The organism is Candidatus Halocynthiibacter alkanivorans, assembly GCF_003333265.1.
Lineage (GTDB): Bacteria > Pseudomonadota > Alphaproteobacteria > Rhodobacterales > Rhodobacteraceae > Halocyntiibacter_A > Halocyntiibacter_A alkanivorans.
Genome location: NZ_QOLB01000021.1, coordinates 1 through 26247 on the forward strand (window position 1 = coordinate 1; position 26247 = coordinate 26247).

General features: G+C 54.1%; 8 protein-coding genes. All 8 read right to left on the bottom strand.

The window, feature by feature from the left end; all coding sequences use genetic code 11:
• A partial coding sequence (locus DWA01_RS00350) for an IS3 family transposase (RefSeq protein ID WP_136057632.1) occupies positions 1 to 334 on the bottom strand: 334 nt, incomplete at its 3' end.
• A complete protein-coding gene (locus DWA01_RS00355; RefSeq protein WP_114283652.1) occupies positions 331 to 606 on the bottom strand; it encodes a transposase in 276 nt (91 codons plus the stop codon). The genes DWA01_RS00350 and DWA01_RS00355, both read right to left, overlap by 4 nt.
• Before the next feature lie 386 nt (positions 607 to 992).
• Positions 993 to 2645: a ShlB/FhaC/HecB family hemolysin secretion/activation protein gene (locus DWA01_RS00360; RefSeq protein WP_114283653.1), complete on the bottom strand. Its 1653-nt coding sequence runs from the start codon at positions 2643 to 2645 to the stop codon at positions 993 to 995.
• A 52-nt stretch (positions 2646 to 2697) separates the two neighbouring features.
• The gene (locus DWA01_RS00365) at positions 2698 to 23265 is read right to left on the bottom strand and encodes a leukotoxin LktA family filamentous adhesin (protein WP_114283654.1); all 20568 of its coding nucleotides are present in this window, start codon (positions 23263 to 23265) and stop codon (positions 2698 to 2700) included.
• On the bottom strand, positions 23265 to 23966 hold the full coding sequence (locus DWA01_RS00370; RefSeq protein WP_136057634.1) for a hypothetical protein: 702 nt from the start codon (positions 23964 to 23966) through the stop codon (positions 23265 to 23267). The genes DWA01_RS00365 and DWA01_RS00370 overlap by 1 nt, the downstream gene beginning before the upstream one ends.
• A gap of 505 nt (positions 23967 to 24471) precedes the next feature.
• Entirely contained in the window at positions 24472 to 24678 is a 207-nt protein-coding gene (locus tag DWA01_RS24085) for a YbhB/YbcL family Raf kinase inhibitor-like protein (RefSeq protein WP_473206056.1), read from the bottom strand.
• A gap of 120 nt (positions 24679 to 24798) precedes the next feature.
• The gene (locus tag DWA01_RS00380) at positions 24799 to 25113 is read right to left on the bottom strand and encodes a putative quinol monooxygenase (protein WP_200832466.1); all 315 of its coding nucleotides are present in this window, start codon (positions 25111 to 25113) and stop codon (positions 24799 to 24801) included.
• Between the two features lie 192 nt (positions 25114 to 25305).
• The gene (locus DWA01_RS00385) at positions 25306 to 25737 is read right to left on the bottom strand and encodes a tripartite tricarboxylate transporter substrate-binding protein (RefSeq protein WP_114283656.1); all 432 of its coding nucleotides are present in this window, start codon (positions 25735 to 25737) and stop codon (positions 25306 to 25308) included.
• Positions 25738 to 26247: the final 510 nt, after the last annotated feature.

Genomic DNA, 26247 nt, shown 5'->3' on the forward strand with positions numbered 1-26247 from the left:
TGTTGAACGCGTGATTGCTGTCGGTTGTGGCCTTGAATTTACGCGTCCTGACAACTCGTATGCCATTCTCACGCATCAGCCGACCAATCCGACGATGGCCAACGTTTAACCCCAGCTCCTGCAATTCGTGAGTCATGCGCGGACGGCCATAGCTTTGCAGGCTAAGCCGGTGCTGGTCCCTGATATGCGCCAAAAGCACCATGTCATCACGCTGACGTTGACTGATGGAACGGGATTTCCAAGCGCGAAAGCCGCGAGAAGTCACCTGCAAAACACTGCAGAGAAACTCGATAGACCAGATCTTCTTCCAGGTGTCGACAAAGGCAAACCTCACGCCTTTTGTCCTGCGAAGAAGATCGTCGCCTTTTTTAGGACCTCCCTCTCCTCGCGCAGAACCCGGTTTTCCTTGCGCAGGCGGGCGTTCTCTTTCTCTACATCTTCATGTGGGCCAGACATCAGGTCGTCGTTCTGGTGTTGTTGAACCCACTTGTTCAGGGTCGAAACGCCAACCCCCAAATCCGACGCAATCCGGGGTCGCGTCAGGCCGCTGGTCGTTGCAATGCGAACCGCGTCACGCTGGAATTCTTCGCTGTATCTTGGTGCCATTTCTTGTCTCCTTCATTGCGAATATCGCTCGAAAGAGACCGGAACTAAATCGGGACAAGATCAGTTCAGTTTTTTCACCCTTAAAGCTCGGTCAAAACGCTGGCCTCAAAAGGGGGGTTAGTATGGCTCGGAAAAGGCATTCTGAGGCCTATAAATCGGTAGACGCGGTGCTTTTTAACTTTCCGGGACAAAAGGAAAAGGGCAAATGTCAGCGCATAATCGATATTACACCGCGTTCAAAAAGAATACGGCTTTGCATAACTTACGCGGCCAGCAAAGAAACTGACCAACCTCGCTTGTCGCGCTGATTTCTCATGACGGCTCACAAATGAATCCCTCCAGACAGGTGAGGATCTATTTGGAAGACTTCACAAATCCGTTGACCATCAAAATGCTGCGAACGTCAGGCGGGCATAGACCATCGCTTCAGCCTGGTTCGCTACAACCTTATTAAGTGGGAAGCCTACACCAATCTCAAACTTGGCTTTCTCGTCCAGCGGATACGCCACGCCAGCGCCGGCCGAGACGAAGGACACCTGTTCAGGGAAGGTCGAATAGACTTCCCCAATGTCGATGAATCCGTAGACGTCGATCCCTTTTGCCCAGCCGTCGGCATCGACGGACTTGTGCGCTTCAAATTGCGCGAAATAGCCGCTGTCGCCCGAAGAGGCGCTGCTCGGGAACCCGCGCACAGTTGAAGGACCACCGATCTGGAACAGCAAGTCGCCCGGAAGAAGCTTTGCGTCGGTATATTGCCAAGCACCGTTGGTAGTCAGCGCGATACCGCTTTCAAGCTGGTACGTGCCATTGAATGATCCGGTCCACAGAGTAACATCTCGTGCAGAGGCCTCGATAAAGTCCTCGGTGCCTGCGCGAGAGACATTCAGGCCGGTCGAGAAAGCCATATTTTGGTTAGTATAGCTCGCATTGAGTGCCAGAGAACGTTTTACCGTCGCTGAATCAACCAGCGGCGTTGCATTCGAGAAGGAATCCGATGTCCCATAAGAGGCACCGGCGATCACAAATAACGACCATGCGGGCGATACATAAAGCGGATGGGTCAGCGTTGCGCTGAAGGATTCTGAACTGCCCTCGATATTGAGTGGTTCGGTCGGTCCGCTGATCACGTTGATGGCCGAACTGCTATAGGTCAGGCCCAGCCGTGTTCCCATCGGCGTTATCGGCGCGTCGTAGGACAGTGTGCCCGAGGTGCTTCCCCCTGCCGCCGTTCCATATGCCAGGAAATTATCGTCTGTCGTCAGAAGACTGTAACGATGGAAAAAGAAGCCAACCTGAACTTCGCCGGTGGAGGGGACGCCTTGATTGTCAAAGAAGAATGACAACTGGTTTGTCATCGGTTCTGTTAATTCCAGCGCTAAGTCAGTGGTTCCGAACTCCAACCCCGGCTGGAGCGACATGCGCAGTTGGGCATTATATACCTTGTTAAAGCGGGTGATGTCTTCGGCGGCAGTGGGCACGTCAACGGTGTTGTTGCCCGTGGTCAGCCGCACCCTTTCAAGAACAAAAGTATCGGGCACTTGTTTGTTCCCGCTCATCGCGACAGTGGCAAGAGTGCCCTCTACCAGTTGTACCTTGAGAATTCCATTGTTGAGAGTTTGTGGCGGTAAGACAGCGCTTGCGGTGACAACGCCTTTACGTGTGTAGAGGTCGTTCACGTCCTGCACGAGCTGCTGAATTTGCGAAAAATCGACCCGGTGACCCACATAACGAGAAAGGATCGAGTCAAGATCAGCCTGAGTAAGAAACGCAGATGCGGGAGAGAAATCGACCTTAGCCAACAAGACAGTCGGTCCGCCGGGAGCGGCCAGCTGGCGCGGCGCTGCAGCCGGGCTAATCACTACTGGGCCAGATTGCGGGATTGTCGTGGCCAACTCTTCTAGCCGCTGAGCGTTTAGCTGCTCGATCGTCGTAGCCGGATTAATAGTTTGCGCACTCACAACCGTCACCGATTGCAGCAACGCTATCATCCCGATTATGCCAATTTTGCCCAAATCGGCCAAGTTTGCCTCAAGGCTCATGGCCACCCTTCGTTGTACGTTCACCGACCTGCTCCTCGTCGTTTCTTAATAGTCATAATTTACCTAGCTGGACGGCTGGTCTCCAGCCACTGACACACTCTACAAAGCATGCAACGTCATCGATGAAGATTATTTCCTCGTCGTCATAAACCATACTTCCTTCCGGCAGAATTTCGTCGAACTGCCAGAACAGGGTACCCGGCCCTTGCCCCCAATCCACGGTGTTGCGCATCACACGGATGGTATCGCGCACAAGGCCCGCACCTGGGAATTCCAGAAATTGAAGTTCGTCGGTTGAGTCCGGCGAGACGTTGTACTGAACCACATAGGCGTCCGAGATGCTGGCGTACCCTTCCAAACCAAGGGCAAATGTGTAGGTGGGCTGGAAGAACTGCACGTTGGAGTTGTATTGCGGTAGTGGCGAACGATTGTCGTACAACAGTGATTGCAGCGGCGTGGTTAGCCGGAGCGAACCCGGAACAAATGCATTCTCAATGCTGACGTTCTCAGCGGTGGTGTCGATCGTCGTATCAATAAAGAACAAATCACCGATCTCGATACCAGCAGGAGCATCCACCGTTAGTGTGGCCAATGTACCGACTGAGCCGCGCCCGCCCGTCAGGGTAAGTTGCAGTGGATTTGGCCCCGATGGAATTTGAGTGATCCCAGCTGTAACGGTGCCGCCGCGCAAGATAACAGATTCTGCCACCTGAAGGTCAGGCAGCGTCAATACGCCGGTCGCGTCGAAGGACATGGTCTTAGCTTTGACCGCGCCGATGGCAATGTCGCCAGCGTAGGTATTGCTGCCAGCTGTCAGATCGGCATGATTTCCAGCTTCAAGTTCGTCACCGTAGATGTCTTTGCTCGAGACGAGGATCGCATCAACGCCTGCTTTGATTGTCTCAAAGTCGATACCGTTGCCGTTCAACCTCACTGTTCCGGCTGCATCAATCGAACCGCCGAGGATTTCGCCAGAAGCAGAGGTGATATCCACGTCACCCGGATCACCAGGCAATGCGCCAGTCGTCGTGACCTGCGTAAAGGTCACGTCGTTCAGCGACAGCCAAGTCTGTGTTCCGGTGCTGGTCGATGTGCCGACGACAAGTGCGCCAGCGACTGCTTCGAGATTAACCGTACCTGAACCGAGGGTGCCTCCAGTCAGGATGTCCACGGTCAAGTCACCCTGAGACACGAGCTTGACGTTTCGACCCGCTGTTGTGGATTGGGTGTGGAACGCCGCAGCTGCCGCGATGTCGATACTGCCAGTATCCGCAGTCAGTTTCGCTTCTGTGATCGCAAGCGGCGTAATCGCGTTGATGTCTCCAGTCGTAGCGCCCAGCTCGATCGCACCTGTTTTAATGATCAATGGATTTACAACATCCGAAATGGGATCCGCCAAAGTTGAGCCGTCATAAGGCCAATCAAGGGACGATGTGTTGAACGTCGTCTTATCGCCGATACCTGCACCAGAAGTGATCTTAACCAACGCGTTTGCACCAGTTGTCTCAATGTCAAAAACGCGTTGTGGAATTGTGCCTGCAAAGACACGACCCGCGACATCGATTGTCACATCGCCAAGTGTGCTGATACCGGTCACAACGGCATCGCCCGTAGTTATTGTGATATCGACTTCGCCAGTTTGCGCGGTCATCGTTGCGCCATTGAACATCTGCAAAGAACCTGCAGAAACAACAATGTTGCTGGCGACAGATGACACAGAGCCAATATCGGTAATCGATACCTTGCCCGCTGTGACTATCTGGACTTGCCCGCCTGAAGTGACAGGTCCGTTAAGAACAGCATCGGTCTCCGAGGACAACTCGATGGCATTCGGCGCCAGTGCCGAAGTGATCACGAATTTGGCGTTCTGTGTCCCGAAGAGATAGATCGCGCCAGCAGGAGCTGCAGCTGTGATACCGCCACCGAAGTTCGCGCCTACGTTGAGCGTCCGATCGGCTGCACCAATGTTGCCAGTCGTTGTCGTTAGAACCACGTCTGTGCCAAGAATATTGATCAATTGATCGTCGTTGGCATTCAAGATCCCGCTATCTGAGACAACCTGCACATCGCCAGGCGAATAGATCGTGTCGATGATTGCTGTTCCGGTCATATCCAGGTCGATGTCACCCTGAGCACGCGCAATGAGTGACGCACCATCGTGCAGAGAGAGTCTCATCGGGCTGAAGGCTGGACCTGTTGGATTGAATGGATCGATACCGCTACCAATTCCGCCTTGCGCGGATTCGAGGATCAGATTGCCGGTTTCCACGAGGCCGGTACCGACGTTTGCAATAGGTCCAACAGCCTGGATCCGAGTTTCACCCGTGACATTGATCGAGTCGAGCAGACCATTGCCGCGTGAAGCGAGATAGGCCGTTCCTGTGTCAAAGCCATTAATTGGTGTTCCTGTAACTACAACATTAAGTGCTTCTGCCGCTTCAAAGTTCAGTGGCCGTTTGTTCAGCACTCTAATTGTCAACTGGTTTGCATCAACAAGGCCGTTTGCAGCGGCTTGTAGTGCGGCGCGTTCGCCCGCAGTCATTTCACTTTCATCCAAGCCAAGGTACACAGTTGTGGGCCCGGTCAAGACACCCGCAGCCACTGCCGCGTTATACGCATCGATCTGATCCTGTGTTGGGTCAGCGGGCAAGCTACCAATGTCGCCAACGATAATCAAAAGGTCAGGACGTTCGGCTCTTGCAAGTGCGATTTTTTGAGCATCCGTCAGGTCACGTGGAGCAATACCGCCTGGGATATCAATGCCACCACTGTTCGCAACGCTTGGGTCACGGTTCAAAGTTTCACCAATACTAACGCCAGCTTCCAAAGTTACTGTGCGGCCTTTGACGTTAGGCGCTTTGATGACTGGGTTTGTACCGGTGATCGTTTTCAATGCACCTGGGGACAGCTTAAAGACCAGCTGGTTTTCAGTGTAGCTGGAGCGATTCAACAGAGCCGCTTCATCATCCGTGTGGTCATCCAAAACGTAACGATAGCCGGTTTCGTACGCCGCAGTGAGTTCCCCAATTTCTTCATGGAGTGCGTGGTAACGAAGCGTCTGCTGATCTTCATAATCAGAAATTACTACACCTTGCTCAACCAAAGCTTGGTAGTTGAGCGAGGTCGGATCAACTGTGATTTCGAAACCCGGGTCGTAAGCCGCGCCACCATCAGCCTGCATCGCGCGGAATTCCCAATAGGTCTGATAGTTCACATTGCGGCCTTGCTCGAAGGTCGCTTTTGCCAAGGCAACTTTTTCGGCATTCTCGGCAGTGCCTTCAACTAGCCCAAGAGAGTTCCAATACCCGAGCAACTCGTCGTAAGTCCGTGTATCCACAGCCTCAATTGGGTTGTTATCGAGTATCTGGCCTGTTGTTCTGAGCAAGATATCACCGCCAAGTGATACCACTTGGTCAACGAACATCGTCCCATCCGCGTTGCCAGTCCAAGCCTGCGATGTGTCACCCCATGCTGCGGAACTGATCCCGATGTCGCCTGAAGCCAGGGCCGTCAAGCCAAAGTAGGGATCAGGGTCAACATTGTCGCCGAAGACACGGCTTCCCAAAGAGTAACCGGTGTTCACCATCAGCGGATTGGTAACAGAGCCAACATCGCCATTACCCGCAGTCAATCTTACACGCGGCGCCTGAATGAGCGGAGCCGTATCAGTGGTTGGCGTAAAGAATTGGCTGACCTGCGCGGATTTGATATCAGTGCCAACAGTGATGTTCACATTGCCATTGTCTGCCACCGGATTACCGGCAGCTGTAACCCTCTGAACAACAACGCCATTTGGCGCGTTCAGGTTTACGTTGCCTGCGCCGGCAGTCGCGATCAAAGCGCCGTTTCCGCTCGCTACACCATCCATACGCAACTGAACTGCGGCGGTCGATGAAGCCCCGACAGAGGCACCTGCAACGAGAGAGATACGGCGTCCAGTGATCAACGCACCAGGGTCGTTCGAGATAATTGAGTGGCCCGCGCCAGTCGCTGCAATCTTGACGTCGCCATTCCGCGCACTGATCTGGCCGTTCAGAATCACGTTCGAGGGCGAAGTAACCTCAACTGCCGCTGTATTATAACCGATGAAGTTAATATCAATCGGATTATTGGCCTTGAGCGAGTAGGTCTTGATGGTCGTGTAGTACTGATCGAGGAGGTAGTTAGTGGTGACCGTTGAATCGATACACAATGTCCACCAGTTGCATTCCCGAGAGCTTTGCCCCGTTTGGCTATAGCTGGAACGCGGATCGCTGAACGAGAAATCGCCAGTGACAAGAGGAGTTGAGTCAATGCTGCTATTTTGTACTGCGGAATAGTTCGTCGTAGTCGTAATAAGGATCGCAGGCGTCGAGTTGCCCGTTCCATCGACGCGAGTGCCATCGCTATACACAACCCTGCCATCAGTCGCGATGAATTGAGTTCTTCCGTTTGGCGTAGTGTCCTGACTTAGATAAGTACCATCAGCAAGGCGGGAGTTAATTAGTTCAGCCGGTGCTCCGATAGAAGAAAAGTTCGTACTGCTACTAATCTCAAGTGCGCTCGAGCCGAACAATTGTTGGCTCTTCGTCTGCACATTGACCTGATACCGATAATCCGTCGACGTCGTCCAGATATAGCGCAGGTTTGACGTGGTTATGTAGCTCGCGTTCCGGTCATTCCCATCGGAACTTGTAGAACCGTCCGAATTGAACAACAGAGCCGTGCCGCTGTAGCTAGGAAGACCAGTAGTCGTGTCCAAAGTCCCAGTCTGTGTTGCGATCTGAATAGCGCCAGTTGAAGCCCCTGGAACATAGTCACGTTTGTAGACCGTGTGTTTCACACTGACTTGTGAAGGAGAGTTGCCATCCGGCGAAACCACGTTGGTGATGTCGGTGATGTCAATGACGCCAGCCGTGCCACGGCCCAGCGTTCCGGTTGTGTCGCTGCCTGCATCGATGGTTTGAAGTACCAACGGAATGGGGCTGTTGTTGGTGATATTAATGCGTCCAAAACCGTCCAGAACATTTAGCTGACCACCAGAAGACGAAGTGTTCAGAATCTGTCCATAAAGCTGGATGTACCCGCCGTGAACTTCTGCACCGTTGACCACATATTGTGCGTTATCAACATCATAACTGGCACCGATGTCATCGGTCAGACTTTTAATGACTTGATAAGCAAGACCATTGGCAGAGGAGTCAGTTTTGTACTCATTTGCATCTGAAATCGCAAACTCCAAGCGTGGAGTAATACCCGTACCGCTTAAGAAATCCTTGATATTGATCAGTTGCTGCTCACCGCCACCAGTAATCACATACATTGGATTCGCCGAAGGATCGAGAACGATCGCAGCACTATATTGCGTGACTGCTCCTTTTAATTCCGTCGTATTTAACCCAGTCGGGTTGAAATTAATTGTGAAACTTCTGCCGTATCCGTTTGTGACCGACGTGGTTTCAGATGGTGAATTACCTGCCGTCAATGAAGAACGGTAGGCATCGAATTTGCCAGTAATTTCATCTGGGCTCACACCAATGTCCGCAGGGTTGAGCGCAGTAAGAGTAGGGCTCGCATCCAACGTCAACGAAAGGTCAACGATGCCTGACTGGATTGTGCTGTTGATGTTGAGATAACGCGCGCTAATCGAAATAGCGCCATTCGCGATGATCCCGATTCCGGCTTCTGCGGAATTCGTCGGGCTGTTAAAGCTCGCCGGGTCACCACCGATGTGATTGAAGCCGTTTACATAGCTCGATACGAAATCACCGTTCTTGGCCAGAATATTGACGGAACCGGCATTGATCGCGCCATAAACAAAGATGTTGCCATATTCGCTGGTCAGATCGACAGTGCCTTCGATATTGTTGATTACCCCGTCAACGATCAAGTCCGGCGGCGCCAAGCCCAATGGGAATGCGATGTCGGTTGGGTTGTAATTATTTGTCAGTGTGACGATCGGACGGCTGCTTGTGAGGCCGGTAAGGACCTGAGCAAATTTGGTCGAGGTCGGCTGTCCGGGAGCAAAGGACGCAACATCATCAACCGAGTCAACCAGGACGCCATTCACTCTCACATGGCCGGCGTCGTAGGACGGCATGGTAATGTTGTTAACCTTGAGCGTCGCAGCCGTGTTGTTAGTGATGTTGATCTCTGCATTGCCTGGGGCAGACAGGATGCCTGTGCTGCCACCCGTCACGACATTACCCGACAAGTAAATATTACCAAGGCGCGCCGCGACATCGTCCACCTCAATCATCGGTACCGTTGGAGCGGAAGCCGGTGTCGTTGAGGCGCTCGGGATCTGCGTGTCCAAAGTCTCAATTGTCGAAGCAAGGTTCGAAGCAGTAATCGTGAAGCTACCGACGGTGTAACCGCCCACCGGAGGCGTCGCCCCAACAAGTGTCGTGACGCGAGTGCTGATCGTCGAATTCACTGTGCCAAGTGCACCGTCCCACGCGTTTACGAATGTCTTCGCATTAGCAACAATATCAAGATTAGTTTTTAGGCTGCCGGTTGTAACAGCAGAACCATTTGCAGTCGTCGTAAGATTGACGAGCGCCGTGTTGATGGTGCCCAATCTCGAATTGAGATTGCTTGTGGCAGTCTTGATCGCCGTATTGTTGGTAACAATCGCGTTGAGCTTAGATGTAATCTGAGTCTGCGCGGTGCTTATCTGTGTTGACGTCGAGCCTGGCGCATTGATAATAGCAATCAGACTGGTGATCTCTGACTGCAAAGTAGCATTTGCCGCAATATTTGTACGAATTGTCGTCTTGTAGCCATTCGCTTCAGTCCGCTTCGTTGCGATGGTTGAATTGTAAGTATTGTAATTGCTGATCAGTGTCTGGGCCGCGGCATAGGCAGGGTTGGTGACGGTATCACCATCTCCGTTGACGATTGTCGGGGGGGTCGCAACTGCCGCGACATAGGCTGACAATGAAGCTGCCGCTGTTTGAATAACGGAGACATACGACAGGTAGTCGTTAGAAGTTCCATCGTCATAGGCATCGGCAATGCTGCCGGACAGACTGTCATCGGCAACAGTAGCCTGGTTGGTGAAGCCTTGCGTGACGCCTGAGAGTTGAGCCTCTGTTTCCGCTTTTTGAGCCATGAGTAGCTGTTGGGGTGACAGACCCGAGACGTAAGCCGTAAGGCTGAAGTTGCCGCTGCCATCGAATGTGCCCAGACCGAGAGCGGCAAGTTTCTGCCGTAGGAAGTTGATCTCGTTCTGATAAGCACCTTTCGCAACGGTGTCGCCATCAGTGTTGGCAATCAACAGCTCAAGCTGCCTCAGACGTTGAACAATGACCGAGTTGTCGGGCGTAATGGAGGAGCGCGTGATGCCATCCTCGCCAATCGTGCCACTGACGACAATGCAAGAAACGAGCGTCGGAGTACAACCTTCACCGTAGTCAAGTGTCAGCGACTTGTATTTCTGAAGGCCTGTAGCAACCAAACCGAGCAGGTCAACACGCCCTACCCCGATATTGCTTGTCGTGCCGCCATGGTAATCGAATGTAACTTCATCTCCGCCGAATGCTTCGCTCACCGCACTCGCAGCTTCTGCAAGAGCTTGACGATAGATGTCCGTCCCGAAACCAACAGCCGAAAGCGTGATATCCCCCCGCTCTGCACCAATGGTAATATCGCCCGCCGCGAGAACTCCAATCAGTGGGACTGTATCTGAAACATTGCTGTTGTTGCTTGTTCCCTGATTAACAGCTGCATTGATAACAACGTTGGCCTGTGCATCTGGCGAGCCAGGGATTGGAATTGCGGAGTTGTTGAAAAGGTCGATTGTGGTTTTAATATTCACATTTGACGCGACACTATCTTGCGAAAATCTATCGCCGACCTCTGGACTACGGCCAGCAAAAATATTTACGGTCGCTTGTCTTGGCAGAGACCCATCTGCAGGCGCATAGCCGTTTGACGCTTCAATCCGCGAGTCCGTACCGATGTTAACGATGTTCGCGACCCACAGGTTGGCCCATGAATGACCATCAGGCGCACCCGCGACACCATATGTCGTCGCTGAGGCACGGCCTTCCATTTTGGCTTGGTTCCAGGCGCCAGCATTAATGTTGCCAAGATCAACCAGCAGAGTGCTGTTCGAACCAATGTTCACAGTCGCGTTTTGTACCGCGGCCAGCTCGACAACAGACTGCGCTGTTGCGATTGCACCACCAGAATCCAGCTTGGCTTTTTGCTCCGTGATAACATCGTTAAATGCTTCGATACGTAAATCCGAGACCCCTGCCCCCAACGCGAGCAAACGAATGTCAGCATTGTTTCCAACATTGGCTTCAGTATTTTGAATAATATTCACGTTCGCTTTGCCCGCCGGCAAGTTTAGCAAGCCACCAGAGCCAGAATTCACGTTCCATACTGCGTTTTCGTAACCGACAATCGCGCCGCTGCTATTGCGGAATCGGTTGAACACATTGTTCGCGGCTTCAATTGTAAGATTTGACGCCCTTACCGATGCATAGTCACCCAGTTCCGCTGTAACTGTAGTAAGCACTTGGTGATCCAGATCTGCACCACTAGCGCCAACGAGAGAGGCTTGAGTACTGTCTACTGTGCCGCCGAAATCCACGGTATGGGTTGCGTTAATGTCCACCAGGCCGGTGCTGACATCAATAACGTACTTGTTACCCGCCCCGCCAGTCGTGGTCGCATAGGCCTCAGTCAAACTGACCGTAGAAGTGTCAGAAGAGGACGCTGCCCCTGCAACAAGTCCGCCTGAGCCAGCCTCGGCGGTTGAGAAGTTTTTGTCATCTCCAGTCGAGGTGATATCAAGCCCACCCGCTGTGATGCCGTACATATTTATTACGGCGCTAATTGTTCTGGTGTTTGATTTAGACAATGCATTGTTGCTGCCTGCCGCAATCAAACCAATCGCAATACCAGACGATTTCGATGTCTGTTCGGTGGAAGTCGCAGCGGTAATGCTTACCTGACCAGCAGAATTGATGGTGCTGCCTGAGACCGAAGTGATCGCCGAAGAGGTGTTGTCGCTTTCGGCATCACTTCCTGCGATACCAACGAGTGCACCAGCAGCGGCAAGCGCGTCTGAATCGGTTCTGCCGCGTGTGATTTCTGACCCGATAGAGACCGATCCACCATCAAGAACGGAGCCGCCCTGCACAGTGTTGGAAACTGATACATCAAGCGCTGACTCAGAAAGTGAAACGCCTGCGGCAAGTCCGCCCGAAATCGACACACCAGTGGCATCAGTAGTCGCAGCACTGTTCGCACTCGCCATGCTGCTGATCGCACCGGCTGTGTAAATTTCCGCATTGTTCATTTCTGTCGCGACTGTGGTCACAACGCCCCCGTCAGCAACGGCGCCCTGAATTGCGAAACCGATGCCGCCACCAGCAGCAATCGTTTCTACAAGAACCGAGTCGATAGATGTCGCACCCAAAGTTACACTGCCGGTGCGGTTCCCAGATGTACCAATATTGACGCCTTGATTGCTCGTGACACCCGACGCGTCGGAGCCCAACGCAGCTTTTGTTTCACCGCCGATGGATGTTTCGGCATACGAGACACCTGCTGCGCCTGAGAGACCAAGAGCCACCCCGGATGCATCCGCATCGATGGCTCGCGCCGAGATCGCATTCACTGCGACACCGCCGGACACTGAAATTGTCGCGCCATTGATATACGCGTACGTATCAGAGTTGTCTTCGATGTACGTAGCGGCAGCAGCAAGACCAAAGCCGCCCGCCGCACCAACAACTGTGTCGGCCGTCAACGAATGGATTGAGAGTGCGTTGATTGCAAGAACTGCAGAAGAAACAGTAGCCGCACCAGAGAGTTGCGCAGTGTTTGTTGTATCGACACTTTGAACAACGATACCCGCGCCAACACCTGCGACGCCGGCTGCCGCAGCGCCCGCAGTGAAGGTGGTTGTCAGTTTGTCGTAGCTGTGTACACCAATCGCGTTACCCGCAGTGATTGTCACATCCCCGATATTTGCGGACGTGCCCGCAGGTACGAGAAGACCAGTGCCATCAGTTTCGAGAGTGATAGATTCACGTGCTGTCTGCGCCCTGCTGCTTGCCGTTTTAATACGATCGTCGGTACCCGCATCTGTAAACAGGCTGCTAATGCCTTCTCCGTCTTCGTCGTTGGTCTGACCAACGGCCTGATCAGTGATATCGTCAAGTGTAAACGCACCATCGCTGGCATCGCTCATCTGATTTTTTGATTCACCGTTTGGATCGATCCCATTGCCGTAGTCATAAATTGCGACGGCTGCACCGATGGACACAAGACCAGCGGCACCAGCTACGATGACCGAGTTACCAGCTTTGTTCGACAGTGCGTTCACGCGAACGTCGTGAGCAGCGTCCAAGTTGACGCCGTCTGCGATAACCGCAGTGGTCGTGGTTTTGACCACACCAACATCAACTGTACCGGCGAGACCAACGAAACCGACAGCAAGTCCACCTGCATAAACGTTCGAAATTGAGGTGTTGCGCGCCGTAACGACTACATCTTGACCAGAGTGTGCTACGCCAAGCGATGTATCCTTGTTGATCAACGCGTCCGCGCCAATTTTGGCTGAAGTGTTGATGTCGTGCATTTGGACCGTCACAACACCACTGATACCGGCGTAAAGACCGCCCGCTGCGGAGGCCGCAATGGTTAGGTTACTCTCGCCAGATATTGCCGCAACGTTGATACCACGCACGGCGGTAGTAGAGGTCATGTCGGCGCCCGTGTAAGCGGACATAGCATCGTCGTTGCCAAGCGCGGTCACATCGGCGTTTGCCAAAATCTCGGCGGTCGTTGTCTTGTCAATTGACAGCACGCTAATCGCACCGCCTACCCCAGCTACACCAAGGCCGACCGAGACCGATCCGGCCATAGAGGCTACGCGGGTTTGATTGTCCGCGAGAACTTCGACGTTGCCACCTGCAACTGTCTTACCGCCAAGTTGAGCTGTTGTCGTGCTTGTCAGAGAAACGACGCCGACACCGCCAGCAAGTGCGACACTGCCGCCGCCCGCCGCTGCGGCTGAGAAGGTTACGAAGTCGGCCTTAGAATATGCCGTGACATTTACGTTCTGCTCCGCTTTCATATCTGCGCCGGTTGCGACTGTCGCTTTCGTGGTATTTTCTACCACTGACACGGTCACACCTGCACCCGCTCCAACGCCGCCGCCAAGCGCCACAGCGCCCGCGATGCCCAGATTGTAGATGTCGCTTGCTGCAGCGACAATGACGCTTTGGTTGTCACCTGCCGCACCAGCCATTTTATTGATCTCAGCCGCACCGATCGTTGCGCGCGTGTCCGCCGTGATAACAGGTACGTTGCCGGAAAGCGCAATTGCCGCACTGCCGCCCCCAGCGAAACCGACTTCAAGTGAGCGGATAGAATTAGAGGCGGCTGCATTCACAACAACACCGTTTGCCGTCTGGGTGATGGTGTCAGAGTTGCGTGTTTTTGTAAGCAGCGAGAGCCCCACGTCGCGAGCCTCGGATGCGGTCAATCCGACGTCACTGTCAGCTCCGTCAGCAGTAGCATTGCTCGCTGTCAGTCCGCTATCGTCGTCCCAATCAGGCAGCTCAGCGCCGTCAAAACTATCGGACAATTCTGAAAAATATACATCAAAATCAGATATATACCCGACACCAACTCCGTTGCCCAGTGCTGTAACCTTTGCTCCATCTGCGATGGAAGCATAGGTCGCATTATCGATGATGACGATACCTACGGACGCACCGATACCCGCGCTGCCGCCAGCTCCGACAGAACCAACGAGTGAATCTACAGAAGTAAAGCCGTTCGCCAATACGGCCACATTGCGCGCAGCGAAAACTTCGGCTCTTGCGCCGATGCTTGCAGTCGTATCGTTCTCGATCGTGTAAACTGCGACCGCACCAGCAAGGCCGGCACTACCGCCGACGCCTGCGCTGACGGCAATAATGTTGATCGCCTCACCACTTAGAGCCTTAACCGAGACATCGCTGCTCGCAACCTCTGCGTCGCTGCCAATTTCGGCCGATACAGCTTTGGTAATGATACCAATACCAACGGCAGCACCGGCACCAACTGATCCACCAAGCCCGGCTGCGCCAGGGAAGGTAAAGAGCGTGGTATCGTCCCGCGCTGTGATGGAGACATCTCCAGTTGCACTTGTCTGGCCGATCTCAGCAAAGTTGCCGACCAAAGCTTCAGTTGTTGTATCTATGATAAAGATACCAGCACCCGCACCAACGCCTACGGAGCCAGGAGCGGCGCCGCCAGCGACAGCGTAAGCTTCACCAGATTCAGTCGCAGTCGCAGCGATGTTCAGCGCACCCGCCTCTGAAATTATTACGCCGTTTGCAGTAGACGTCCCGTCAGCAAGAGCCGCACGTGTTATGTTGTTGACCGTCACGACAATGGCCGCTGCCCCGATCCCTGCGCTGTTGCCGACACCAAGGCCGCCCGCCACGCTCAGGTTGTCGAAGTCGTTGTCGGCGGTGATAGATACGCCACCTGACGCTGCGATTTGTGCACCGGATCCAACCAATGCCTTCACGTTATTTTCAGAAATAAGTACAGATGCAACGCCAGCGACGCCGACAGTGCTTGCACCTGCGGCACTGACACTGATGACGTCAATTTCTTGCAATCCATCCGCATCAATTTCGACTTCACCTGCGTCGGTCAAACGCGCATTTGTTCCTAATTCGGCCGTCGTATTACCTTCGCTGACGATGACGGAGCTGGAAACACCAACACCAACTTTGCCGCTCAACGCAACGGCTCCGGACAGGGCTCTTGCAGCCAGAGCATTGCTTGCAGAAACCGTTACGTTTTCACCATTTGAGTCGACGGTCGTCATTGCTGTGTAAGCGGGAGAGTTCAAGCTCTTCCCAATCGCAGCGGACGTTGTATCTGAGAACACCATGACAGCAAACGAGCCCTGAACAGCAACCTTTGGAGACCCGGAGCCACCGATAGCTTCTGTGTAATAGTTGCCCGTGCTGAACAGCGGTTTGTTAACCACATCGTCTTGGAAGGATTCCAGGTCCGTGAACGAGAAGCTCTCAGTAGGTTCGATCTTAGCGTTCTCAGCTGAAACCGTAACACCCTCGGAAATAATCGAGGTCCCCGCTCCTACGTTCGCTTCGTATTCATTCTCGGAAACGATGACGGCGATAGACGCGCCGACGCCGACTTTACCAGTCGAAACGGCATAGCTCGTCGCTTTCGCGCTCATACGGCTTGAATTGCCGGCAGTAACATTGACGGCGCCGACACGGCTCAGGTCGCCGATAGTGACGTTATCGCCGATGGTCGCGGAGGCTGTCATGTTGGACACATCGACAGCCAAAGCACCAGCAACGCTAACTTTGCTGGATGATGCACCGGCGAAAGCAATAGCTGAAAGGCCGTTCAAGAAATCGGTCTTGCCGTCTTCTTGAGACATATTTTTGCTTGTATCCGCATTTACGGTGATTGTGCCCGCACTGGCGACAGTTGCACCATCTGCGATGCTTGCATTGGCCGTATTGTTAGAAATGCTGAGCGCAACACCAACAGCGACGCCGACTTTCGCACCAGACGCGGTTCCATCGCCGCGGGTCATGATGTCAACGTCGTTTGCTGCAGAAATGATCAAATCGTCGGTCAGGGTAACAGTCACATCTTCCAACGTTGCACTGACGATATCTTGCGCGGCCGCAACACCGACAGCAGCAGCTACAGCAACCTTATTTCCGCCCTTAGTGCTCTCTACGTTTTCTTCGGGCGTACCGGTTCCCTCTTGGTAACCCTCGGTTTCTTTGAGGTTCTGGGTGCTTTCTGCGCTTGACGTCTCAGATGGCTCCAGGTCTTTGCCGCCGCCCGCACTTGCGGTGGCGTAGGCTTCGTAACTACGCGCAGAAGTCGCAGAAATCGTGAGCGCGTCCCCTGTGAGATCACGTGCTAGGACTGCTGAGGTCACAGATGTATCTTTAATATCAGTCGAACGGTCGCCACCGCCCGCGATGACCGCAACAGCGGCACCGACGCCGACTTTACCGCCTTCAGCTTCGCCTGTACCAGTTACTGTGTTTTCGCCTGCGCCGGTCGCAGTGACAGTGACATCACCTGCTGTGATAATCGCGCTCCCGGTGCCAATCCGGGCTGTCGTCGTAATGTCCAGAAGGGCCAATGCGACCACTGCGTCGATAGCGATGCCACCTTCGGAACCTGCGCTGGCTTCTGTAACGGTCGAAACGTCAGAATTGGCCAGAACAGAAATGCCTGCCCCGTTGTTGAAGATCGCACCGTCTTCAATCTGGGCGGTCGAGGTGCTGGTAATCAAGTTCAGAGCCACCGACGCGCCGATGCCGACTTTGCCACCGCTTGTGGCACTGTCGTCCAGAGGCGCAGCGCTCGCGCTTGCCGTCATCTGTTGGTCTGCGGAAATAGTCGATGCGCCAGTGCCTGCGTCAACAATCGAGGTACTGGAAATAGTAGCTACGCTTGAGGAATCGATCAGGTTTAGCGCCAAAGCACCTGCAATGCCAATTTTAGTGCCACCTGCGCCGGATTTAGCCGATGTGACGAAACTGTCAACGTGCGGCGCATTCGGTGGCGTTGCTTTGAGTGCAGATACTGTGACTCCGTTGGCCGTATAGGTCGCAGTTCCGAGGCGCGCGTTGTTGGTTGACGTGATCGCGTTGACCGACGCGGCAGCTCCGATGGACACTTGTGTTCCGGAGGCACTTGCGTCGGATGTCACTGACCCACTGGTACCATTGGCGGCTATCACCGTAAGGTGGCCGCCTGCTGTAATATCCCTGCCGTCGGTCATATTCGCGCTGACAGAAGCAGTCACAACGTTCACGCCCACCGCAGCCGCAACAGAAAGCTTGCCTTCACTTGTCCCTGCCGAGTGGTCCTGACTGGAAGTCGCTGTTGTATCTGATTTTTGTTCAGCGTCGCCTACGTTGCTGCTGGACTGGGTGTCAGAAGCGAAAGTGAACTGATCCGTGACTTTGGCGTCGACATCGCCCCCCCCATCAGTGGATTCATCGTTTTCGTCGGCTTCCGCTGCACCTGCGGCGCCGGCAGTAACCGTCAGTGACCCAGTAGATATTCCAGAAGCACTAAACGTTACATCACCTGTCGTTGCGGTAATCGAACGATCCGTCGAAACAACAACCTTGTCGGTGACCAGTGCGAGCGAGAGCGCGATACCGACGGCTACTTTGTCCCCAACAGCCGTGGCGGAAGCATCGGTCGTTTCCGTCGCTTCCTGTTCAGCGGTGACTTCGACAGTATCGTTCACAACTAAAGTACTGGCATTACTGCCAATTGTAGCACTTGCAGTGTTAGTTACGAGAGCCAAAGCGAGTACTGGAACGATCGAAACGCCACCCGAAGCACCTGCCTCAGCCGTCGTTGTAATGTCGTGAACGGCGCTGGCTGAAACAGTCAAATTATCGGCATTTGTCAGCGTAACATTGTTGCCCACTTTGGCGATTGCACGATTGCCGAGAATGTTGATTGCAGCCGAAGCGCCAATACCAACAGTTCCACCAGCCGTACCTTCAACAGGAAGAGCCTCGGCAGTTGTTGTCGTCTGATTATCGGCGGAGATCGAAACGTTTCCGCTCAGCGTAACGTCGGCTCCGTCTGCAATGCTGGCTACACTGTGTGTATCAACAATATTCAGGCCAAGAGCGCCCGCGATACCGACTTTGGTGCCGCCCGCGCCGGATGTCGCGCTCGAAAAATATGTGTCGCTGCGCGTTGCAGTGCTGGCTGGGTTTGAAGCGAGTGCGGCAACATCCAATTTGTTGGCCGAAATGTTGACGCCTTTAACGTCGTGCGTGCCCGTGCCAAGAGTTGCATCGCTGGCCGACCGGACAACGTTCACAGAGACTGCGGCGCCGATGCCAACCTGAGCCTGTGCGCCTTCTTCGCCAACGGCGGAAGCGTTGGTGGTTACGCTGCCATCTGTGTTGCTGGCTGTCAGGATATTCAAAATACCGGTATCTGAGGTAATGTTGACAGTGTTCGGCACGCTGGCCGATACGGTTGAATTCTGGATATTGACCGCTACGGCTGCTGCAACAGTAACTTTACCTTCGGACGTTTCAGCCGAGTGATTCTCGGACGCGGCTGAACCCGTGTCGCCTTGCTGATCATCATCACCAACACCCGATGCTGCTTGCTGACTCTTCGCACTGGTAAACTGACCATCCACGGTATCGTCGACCGTGGAGTCCTGGCCCGCTTCGGCATCGCCGTTGTCGTCCGCTGGTGCGCCGCCAGACGCGCTTGCTTCGGCGAGCAGTGTACCAAACGATGCGCCCGCTGCAGAAAGTGTCACATCGCCGCCCGCGGTGATATTGCGATTAGTGGTCGCGGAAACCTTATCGTTGACAAGATTTAGCGCCAAAGCCGCGCCGATCGCGGCCGTGCCACCAGCTGCCTGACCTTTAGCCGTGGTAGTCGTCGTAGCCTGTTGAGTCGCACTGATCGTAACGGCGCCAGTCGACGTCACGCCGGCGGCCAATGTGCCGAGAAACGCAGTGGTTGTGTTGTTGATCATGGACAACGCGACGACGGGAGTGATCGAAACACCACCTTCAGACCCAGCTTCTGCTTCGGTCGTAATCTCGTGAATCGCGCTGGCCGACAGCGTGACCTCGTCAGCGCCTGTAAGCACCGCTTCATCGCCTAAAGTGGCGGTTGAACGGTTCGCAATAATGTTAATCGCAACGGATGCGCCGATACCAACATCGCCACCCGCTGCACCCGTTTCATCCGGAAGTGCGGAAGCTGTCGTCGATGTCTGATTGTCACTTTTCAACACCAGATCATCACCAGCCAGCGTGACTGTAGCGCCACCCGCAATGGTGGCTTTGCTTTGCGTATCAACAAGGTTCAACGCAAGAGAGCCTGCGATACCAACGTTACTGCCGCCCGCGCCTGATGTCGCGCTGGCAAGGTAAGTATCTGCAACTGCATCGGCAGGATCACCAGCGACAAGTTTGGCGACGTCTAGCTTAAGAGACGTGACATTGACCGAAGCAGCGTTGACGATACCATTGCCAATCGTAGCGTCATTTTTAGCGTGTATTACGTTCACAGCTACCGCAGCACCGATACCGACAGCTGCAGGATTTTCACCAACGGCGGATCCGTCTGTGGTTATCGATCCCGTGATGTTGCTTGAGGTCGCAACTGTTAGTGCGCCCCCCGCAGTAATGTTTCTACTATCAGGAACACCTGCGGAAACAGCCGCATTTTGAACATTTACGCCAACAGCCGCAGCAACAGTGACCTTGCCTTCACCGGTCGAAGCAGAGCGCCCGCTGTCATCAGCCGCGCCATCGGAACTGGCCTGCTGTTGATCGGTATCGCCGACACCTGCAGTGTTCTGTTGGTCCGAAGCATGAGTCAAATTGCTGGTAACTGTGGCGTCAACATCGCTGTCTTGCCCTGCCTGAGCATCACCATTTGAGTCGGCTGCCTCGCTGCCAGAGGCACTCGCAGTTGCCTCAAGCGTGCTCAGCGAGGACCCCCAACTGCGCAAAGTTATATCATTCGTAGCGTTCAAATCTCGAAAAGTAGTCGCCGACACAGTGTCATCGATTAGGGCGATGGAAATTGCTGCGCCGATGGCCGCATCGCTTCCCGCTGCTGCGCCTGAAGCTGTGGTCGTCTCAGTTGCCTGTTGGCTGGCTAAGACACTGATATCGCCAGTAGATTGCTGGACCGAAGTGCCAGTGCCAATTTGCGCCGCTGTGACGTTGCTCACAAGCGCAAGCGCAAGCGCAGGCGTGATTGAAATCCCGCCGCTTGACCCTGCCTCAGCCGTAGTAGTGATTGCGTGGACGGAATCCGCCGAAAGCGTCACCGATCCTGGGGTGCTGATATAAGTGTTGTTTGCGATACCCGCAGTTGTGCGGTTCGCCACTATATTAATCGCAACAGATGCACCGACACCCACGTCGCCCGTAGCACCAGTGGTGTCAGGAGCAGCGTTTGCCGTAGAGACAGACTCGTCCTCAGCACTGATAGTGACGGTACCGCCGTTGATCACAACCGGCACATCTGCAGAAATAGATGCAAGGCTTTGCGTGTCGACCAAGTTTACGGCGAGCGACCCAGCTACTCCTACGCTGGTTCCGCCTGCTCCTGAAGTCGCATTCGTAATGAAGCTGTTGGTACCGGCTGCCGCAGCGTTCATCCCAGCGGACACAACAAGACTGCCGGCAGAGATGCCCTGGCCCGCCAGCGTCGCATTATTTTGGACTTTGGCGAGATTGATGCCGACCGCGACACCCACACCCACGTCAGAATCGAGCGCAGAGCCATCCGCCGTTACATTTGCGGTATTTGAAGTAAGAGTATTGATCGAGGCGTTGCCGGCGATGACCGAAATTTTTCCCGAATTCACGCTCGCTGTGGTCGTAGAGGTCAAATCGGAAATCGCGAGAGCGCCAACGACCGAAACTTGGCCCTCGGATGTGCTTGCAGCTGACTGATAATTCGGATCACTAAGATAATTAGACGCTTCGCTACCTGCCTGTGGCTCAGTTGCACCACCAGAGGCTGCAGAAGCATTTGCCACGATGTCGGTCGCTGTTATGGCATTGAGTGACAAACTCCCAGCGCTGATATAGCCCATACCATCAATAGTGGCAGCGGTCGTCGCATTCACAACGCTGACTGCAACGCTCGCTCCGAATGCTGCGGCGTTAGGCGTCGCGTCAGCATGGCTCATGACCGTGTTGGTCGCGCCAAGGCTCACATCGCCAGTAATGGTCAGATCAGCGGTTCCGACATGGGTGATTGCCGAGCTGTTTACGGTCGAAATAGCAACAGCGCCGTCAACACTCGAGTTGGCTGGTACCAACGACTGGGTCGCGATCACATTAACGGCTGTCGCATCAGAAGACAGAGTCGCACTTGAAGCATTGATCGTGGCGCCGCCAATAACGTCTACGGATGCGCTTATGTTTGTAACCACCACTCCTACTGGCAAGTTTGCAGCAACAGCAGCAGACGACGCAGTTGCAGTTGCAATCAAAGCGCCGGAGGCTGCAATCACACCACCATTGATGGAGATTGAAGCTGTCGCGGTAGGAAGGGATGCGATTATCGTCAGCGGCGCGGACGTTGCCGTGGCGATCAGATTGACATCTCCACCACGGATTTCGCCGCCAATCGTGATCTGAGCAGTCCCGCCTCCAATTTTCGAAGCATTAAGACTCACAGTGCCGGCTGTTCCACCAGCGTCAACGGCTTCTGCGTTGAGCAAACCACCTGCCACGACGCCAATGATTGGTGCGGTCAGGGTGATATCGCCAGATGCGCCGCCAGAGAGCGTCGTATCGATGCTGCCACCTGCAGCAATGGTGATGGAATTATCCGCCTCAACCACAGTGTTTACACCTGCGTTCAAAATCGAATTGCCAGCAGTGATGGTGACATCTATTGGGTCGATTAATAGCGTGCCGCCAGCGCCAGAATCCGACAACAGGTCAAGCTCGACTGAGCCGATTTCGACATATTTGCCACTCAGCTCAACAAAACCACCGGCGCCGGTTCCAGCGCCACGTGCCGAAATCATTGCGCCAGTTTGCGCGAAAAGCGAGCTTCCAGCATAGACGACAATCGTGCCGCCAATGCCTGACACGCCTTCGCCATCCGCGCTGAGGTTCGCTGTCGGGGCGACGGTAATGTCGCCACCAGACGTGACGTTGATCTGTCCGCCCTGTCCGGTCGAGCTTGCGCCGACACTAACCTGACCACTGACGTTCGCATTGCCAGCCGCCACGATCGAGATCACGCCGTTATTACTGACCATCGAGCCACCTTCAACCAGCCCGGCAGAATTCACCGTGGCCTGGAAAAGCTGACGCTGTGTCAGGTCATTGCCGGTTACCTGCGCGCCGTTTGATCCAGTCAGCGTCACGTTCTGGCCATCGAGGGTAATGCCATTCTGCGCGTTGATCTGCCCCGAGATCACGATCAAGCCATCAGGGGAGATCGGAATCTCGCCGCGCATCAACTTGCCGGCGGCGACATGGTTGATCGTACCATCCGCTCCGATTACAGACTCCAGAAACTGGTCGGTAGGCGTGTTCACGGTAAGCGAACCTACGTTGACCACCCCGCTTTGACCTACGATGAAGCCATGTGAGTCCGAGAAAAAGACGTTTCCGCCGATTTCGCCGTCCTTATAGGAATTGAGGATGCCGTCGACAACGACTGGACCGCCGCGCACAATGTTAACGAGATTGCTGGTGTCGCTTGGCAGGTACAAGTTAACCGTGGTGTCAGCGACCTGCTTGAAGCTGGAGAACGAGTTATAGCCGGTATTGTTAACGATCGTTCCTGTGGTGATCCCGGTCTGGCTGCCGCTGACCGACACTGTAGTCATAGTCCTGCCGTCGGTCACGATGTTGTTGACTGGCGCAGCAGATGCGCCCGCGTCCTGTGCGCGCACAACGACCGGGCTTGCCACGGTAGCAAACGCCGCCAGGGCGAAAGTACTCGCCCCTAACCGCAGGTTCGCGGTCAGCGATCTTCCTCCAGTGTGAAACCCGCTTGTAAAACCCGCGACCCGCGGGAGGGATCCGGCTAGCAATTGGTTGGGTTGGTTGCGTCGAGTCCGTTTGGACATCAGAACGCACCGTCCGGAAGGCTAAATATGTCTGGTTCATTGGGGTCAGACGAATAAAGCAAATCAAGGCTGGCAGGGGTCAGAATGTTACTTCCGTCCTCCGCAATTGAGAACGTACCCTGAAGCAGCAGAAGCGTCGCCCGGTCCTCGGCATCGGCGCCCCGAAACATCAGGATCCCGTTGGGAAGCGCGACATTTACCCTAACCGAATCCGGCGCATAAGCATCGGCCATAAAATAGGATCGCAGTACGTCACCGTTGTCGTATAGAATTTTTGTGGTCATCGCGGGATCTGTCTTTGCGCTCCATGTGGCCCCCACCTGAATCAGATTTTGGGTCGAGTATCCGAATACGTAAGAGACTTGGGCTGTGCCGCCGTCGAGGATCAGGTTCGGCACAGCGACGGTGAGAACCTGGGTTCGCTCGACTGCATTTTCTCCCGCTTGAATCTCGCCATCTTCGATGCCGAAATCCGTCAGAATTGCCGCGCGGACCGCCTCGGCATCCATCCCGAACTTGGCAGACCGGAACCCGTCGGTGACGATCGTCTGAGCCACGCTGGCCGCCGTCCCATCGTTGGTCACGATCGCAGTTGCGGTTTGCGAAAACACAGGCGCTACGGTTCCGGCAAAAGTTAGGCTCGCCAACCCAAGTGCAATAAGAAATTTTTTGGCGGCGGTATAATTGGAACGAAGCAACATAAAATCCTCTCGGATAGAAATAAAACGAGCCGAGCTGGATTGCTCGACATCCGTCATGTGACGGCGGTAGTTGGTAAACGGGTCGCAAAGCGCTGCTTTAATTTGGCGGCCTGCCCACCTGTTTCAATACGTTCATTCAGGCGGCCGTCGTATAGTCTGGCAAATTCGTGGAACTGGAATGGCACGATCAGCGGCCAAGTGGTCCGCATTGATAGATTGATATCTGGGGGACCCAGCCGGGCCTTTGATGCTGTTGCGATTCACTCAAGCAACGCGTTTGCAAAGGCGGTCAGCGGCGGGTAAAAAAGGGTTGTTTTTGGCACGGCAACACCACAACGTCGCCGCTCATGGTTGAGTAAGTGTCTAATTTAATTTGAACCAAAAACACAAAATACCTCATTAATATCGACACTTATGTCACACTAAAAAACTAACACTTGGCGATACTGGTCAAAATTTAAAATTTTATCAAGTTTTTTTATTTCAGTGTCCGTCGTCAGTGCTACTAGCCAGAGCCTGTTGGTGCGTCGGGGTCATAAACGGTGACGGCGAAGCTTTCTGTGCCTTCCGGCGCGCCGGACCATTCCAGCGTTGGGGCTGCGTTACCGCCTTCGCAGCCAAAGCATGCTTTGAAGGCAATCTCGGCAATCAGGTGGATTGTGTCTGACATTGGAAAGGGAGAACAATACTTGCCTCGCTTAAAATCCCGCATTTTGGAAACTCATCAAATGCGACAACAGAAATGGAGAAACATTTTGTTACCTATTCCAATCTACTGCCCTCGCACCGATCTTACATCTGAAGCTAGAGCCCCAGCGAACCTTTCTATTCCCTAAGCCGGGGACAGAATGTGAATGGCACGTTCGACCAGCATGTCTGCGGTTTTGCCGCTATAAGCCTTCATATGCGCGGCCTCTGCATGCGCGTCAAGCGCTTCCAAGCTGGCCCATTTTTCAATAACGACAAAGGTGTCGGGGCCAGGTGCTGCTTGCTTTGTTCCCGCATTTGGGGTGTCAATGGTGGCTTCATAGGCGATGCATCCATTCTCGGCCAAGACAGCCGGAACATTGGCATAGAAGATTTCCAGCACAGCCGCCCGCTGGCTGGGTTTCGTCGTGATGATAGCAAGGACATGGACAATAGACATGACGTATTTCCTGTTTGTAGGTCTCGTATTGATCAAGTTTTAGAAAAGAGCAAACCCGTGCAGCGCCGTCGTTTCGCCCAAACTGGTGGTCTTTTACGAAAGAAAACCCGCCCAAACTGGGCGAGATTTCTGGCTTATGATAACAAGGTCGGCTGTTTCTGCCTCATGCGACAGCGCTGGCCAGCCTTGAGTTTACTCAAGGGTTTCCACCAACTCCTTGTAGGCTGCCAACTGTGCTTCGCGCACTATTTGATAGTCAGAACCAAACATCATCTGAATGTCTTCGTTCAAAATACCCATCAATTTGAGGACGGTTTTATCACCGTTCAGAGCCTCGAAAGCGGCCTGAAGGTTTTCGATCACCTCAGGCGGTGTACCTGCTGGGGCGACGACGACACGGTGCTTAAATCCAACATCTCCTTTGATCCCGACCTCTTCAAAGCTTGGGACATCTTCGTACATGCGCTCTGAACCTGCTGTGGCAAGAATGCGGATTTTGCCTTCGCTAAGTGGGCCGGCGTCACCAGATGGGAAGGACATCGTGACATCCAAATCCCCAGCGAAAAGCGACTGCATAGCTGGTCCGCCGCCGTGAAAAGGCACCATCCCAAAATCAATGTCCATCTGCTACATGATCTGTGCCGCAGGCACAAAATGCGCGCCCCAGTCGCCAGAATGGCCCATCTTCACAGTCTCAGGATGTGCTTTACAGCGCTTGGAGAGGACAGTGAGGCTCGTTTCGATCAAGACCCTGCCGATGCGATGGAAGCCTATGATAAGCGAGATGCAGTACGGTGTGGCAGATGGCAGAAGCGGTTCGCGTAGGTATGCAGGTGCGGTGACCCATTTCTTGCGATTAGTGCCATTCGGTGTGAGGCAGTGAACAGAGAAATACCCGAAAAGGGACATTGGTGCGGCGCGCAGTGAACGGTTCCTTTCCGCCCTTCTTGCCGAAATATGCAGAGTGCAGCAATCAGGCCACTTCCCTCTCCCCTCACGGTCACGAACGGCCCTTTTGTATGTACCGGCTACTGTTCGCAAATGATTTTTCACATGTTCTCGGAAGTCGCTCATATGTATCCGGCCTGTTGATCGACACGCGGGTCGTGGCCTCATTGGGATTACGCTCGCTCC

Bases quoted from the DNA above. Each gene is read 5' to 3' on its own strand.
- DWA01_RS00370 (WP_136057634.1), bottom strand. From the start codon at position 23,966: ATGTTGCTTCGTTCCAATTATACCGCCGCCAAAAAATTTCTTATTGCA.
- DWA01_RS00355 (WP_114283652.1), bottom strand. From the start codon at position 606: ATGGCACCAAGATACAGCGAAGAATTCCAGCGTGACGCGGTTCGCATT.
- DWA01_RS00380 (WP_200832466.1), bottom strand. From the start codon at position 25,113: ATGTCTATTGTCCATGTCCTTGCTATCATCACGACGAAACCCAGCCAG.
- DWA01_RS00360 (WP_114283653.1), bottom strand. From the start codon at position 2,645: ATGAGCCTTGAGGCAAACTTGGCCGATTTGGGCAAAATTGGCATAATC.
- DWA01_RS00385 (WP_114283656.1), bottom strand. From the start codon at position 25,737: ATGGACATTGATTTTGGGATGGTGCCTTTTCACGGCGGCGGACCAGCT.
- DWA01_RS24085 (WP_473206056.1), bottom strand. From the start codon at position 24,678: ATGCGGGATTTTAAGCGAGGCAAGTATTGTTCTCCCTTTCCAATGTCA.
- DWA01_RS00365 (WP_114283654.1), bottom strand. From the start codon at position 23,265: ATGTCCAAACGGACTCGACGCAACCAACCCAACCAATTGCTAGCCGGA.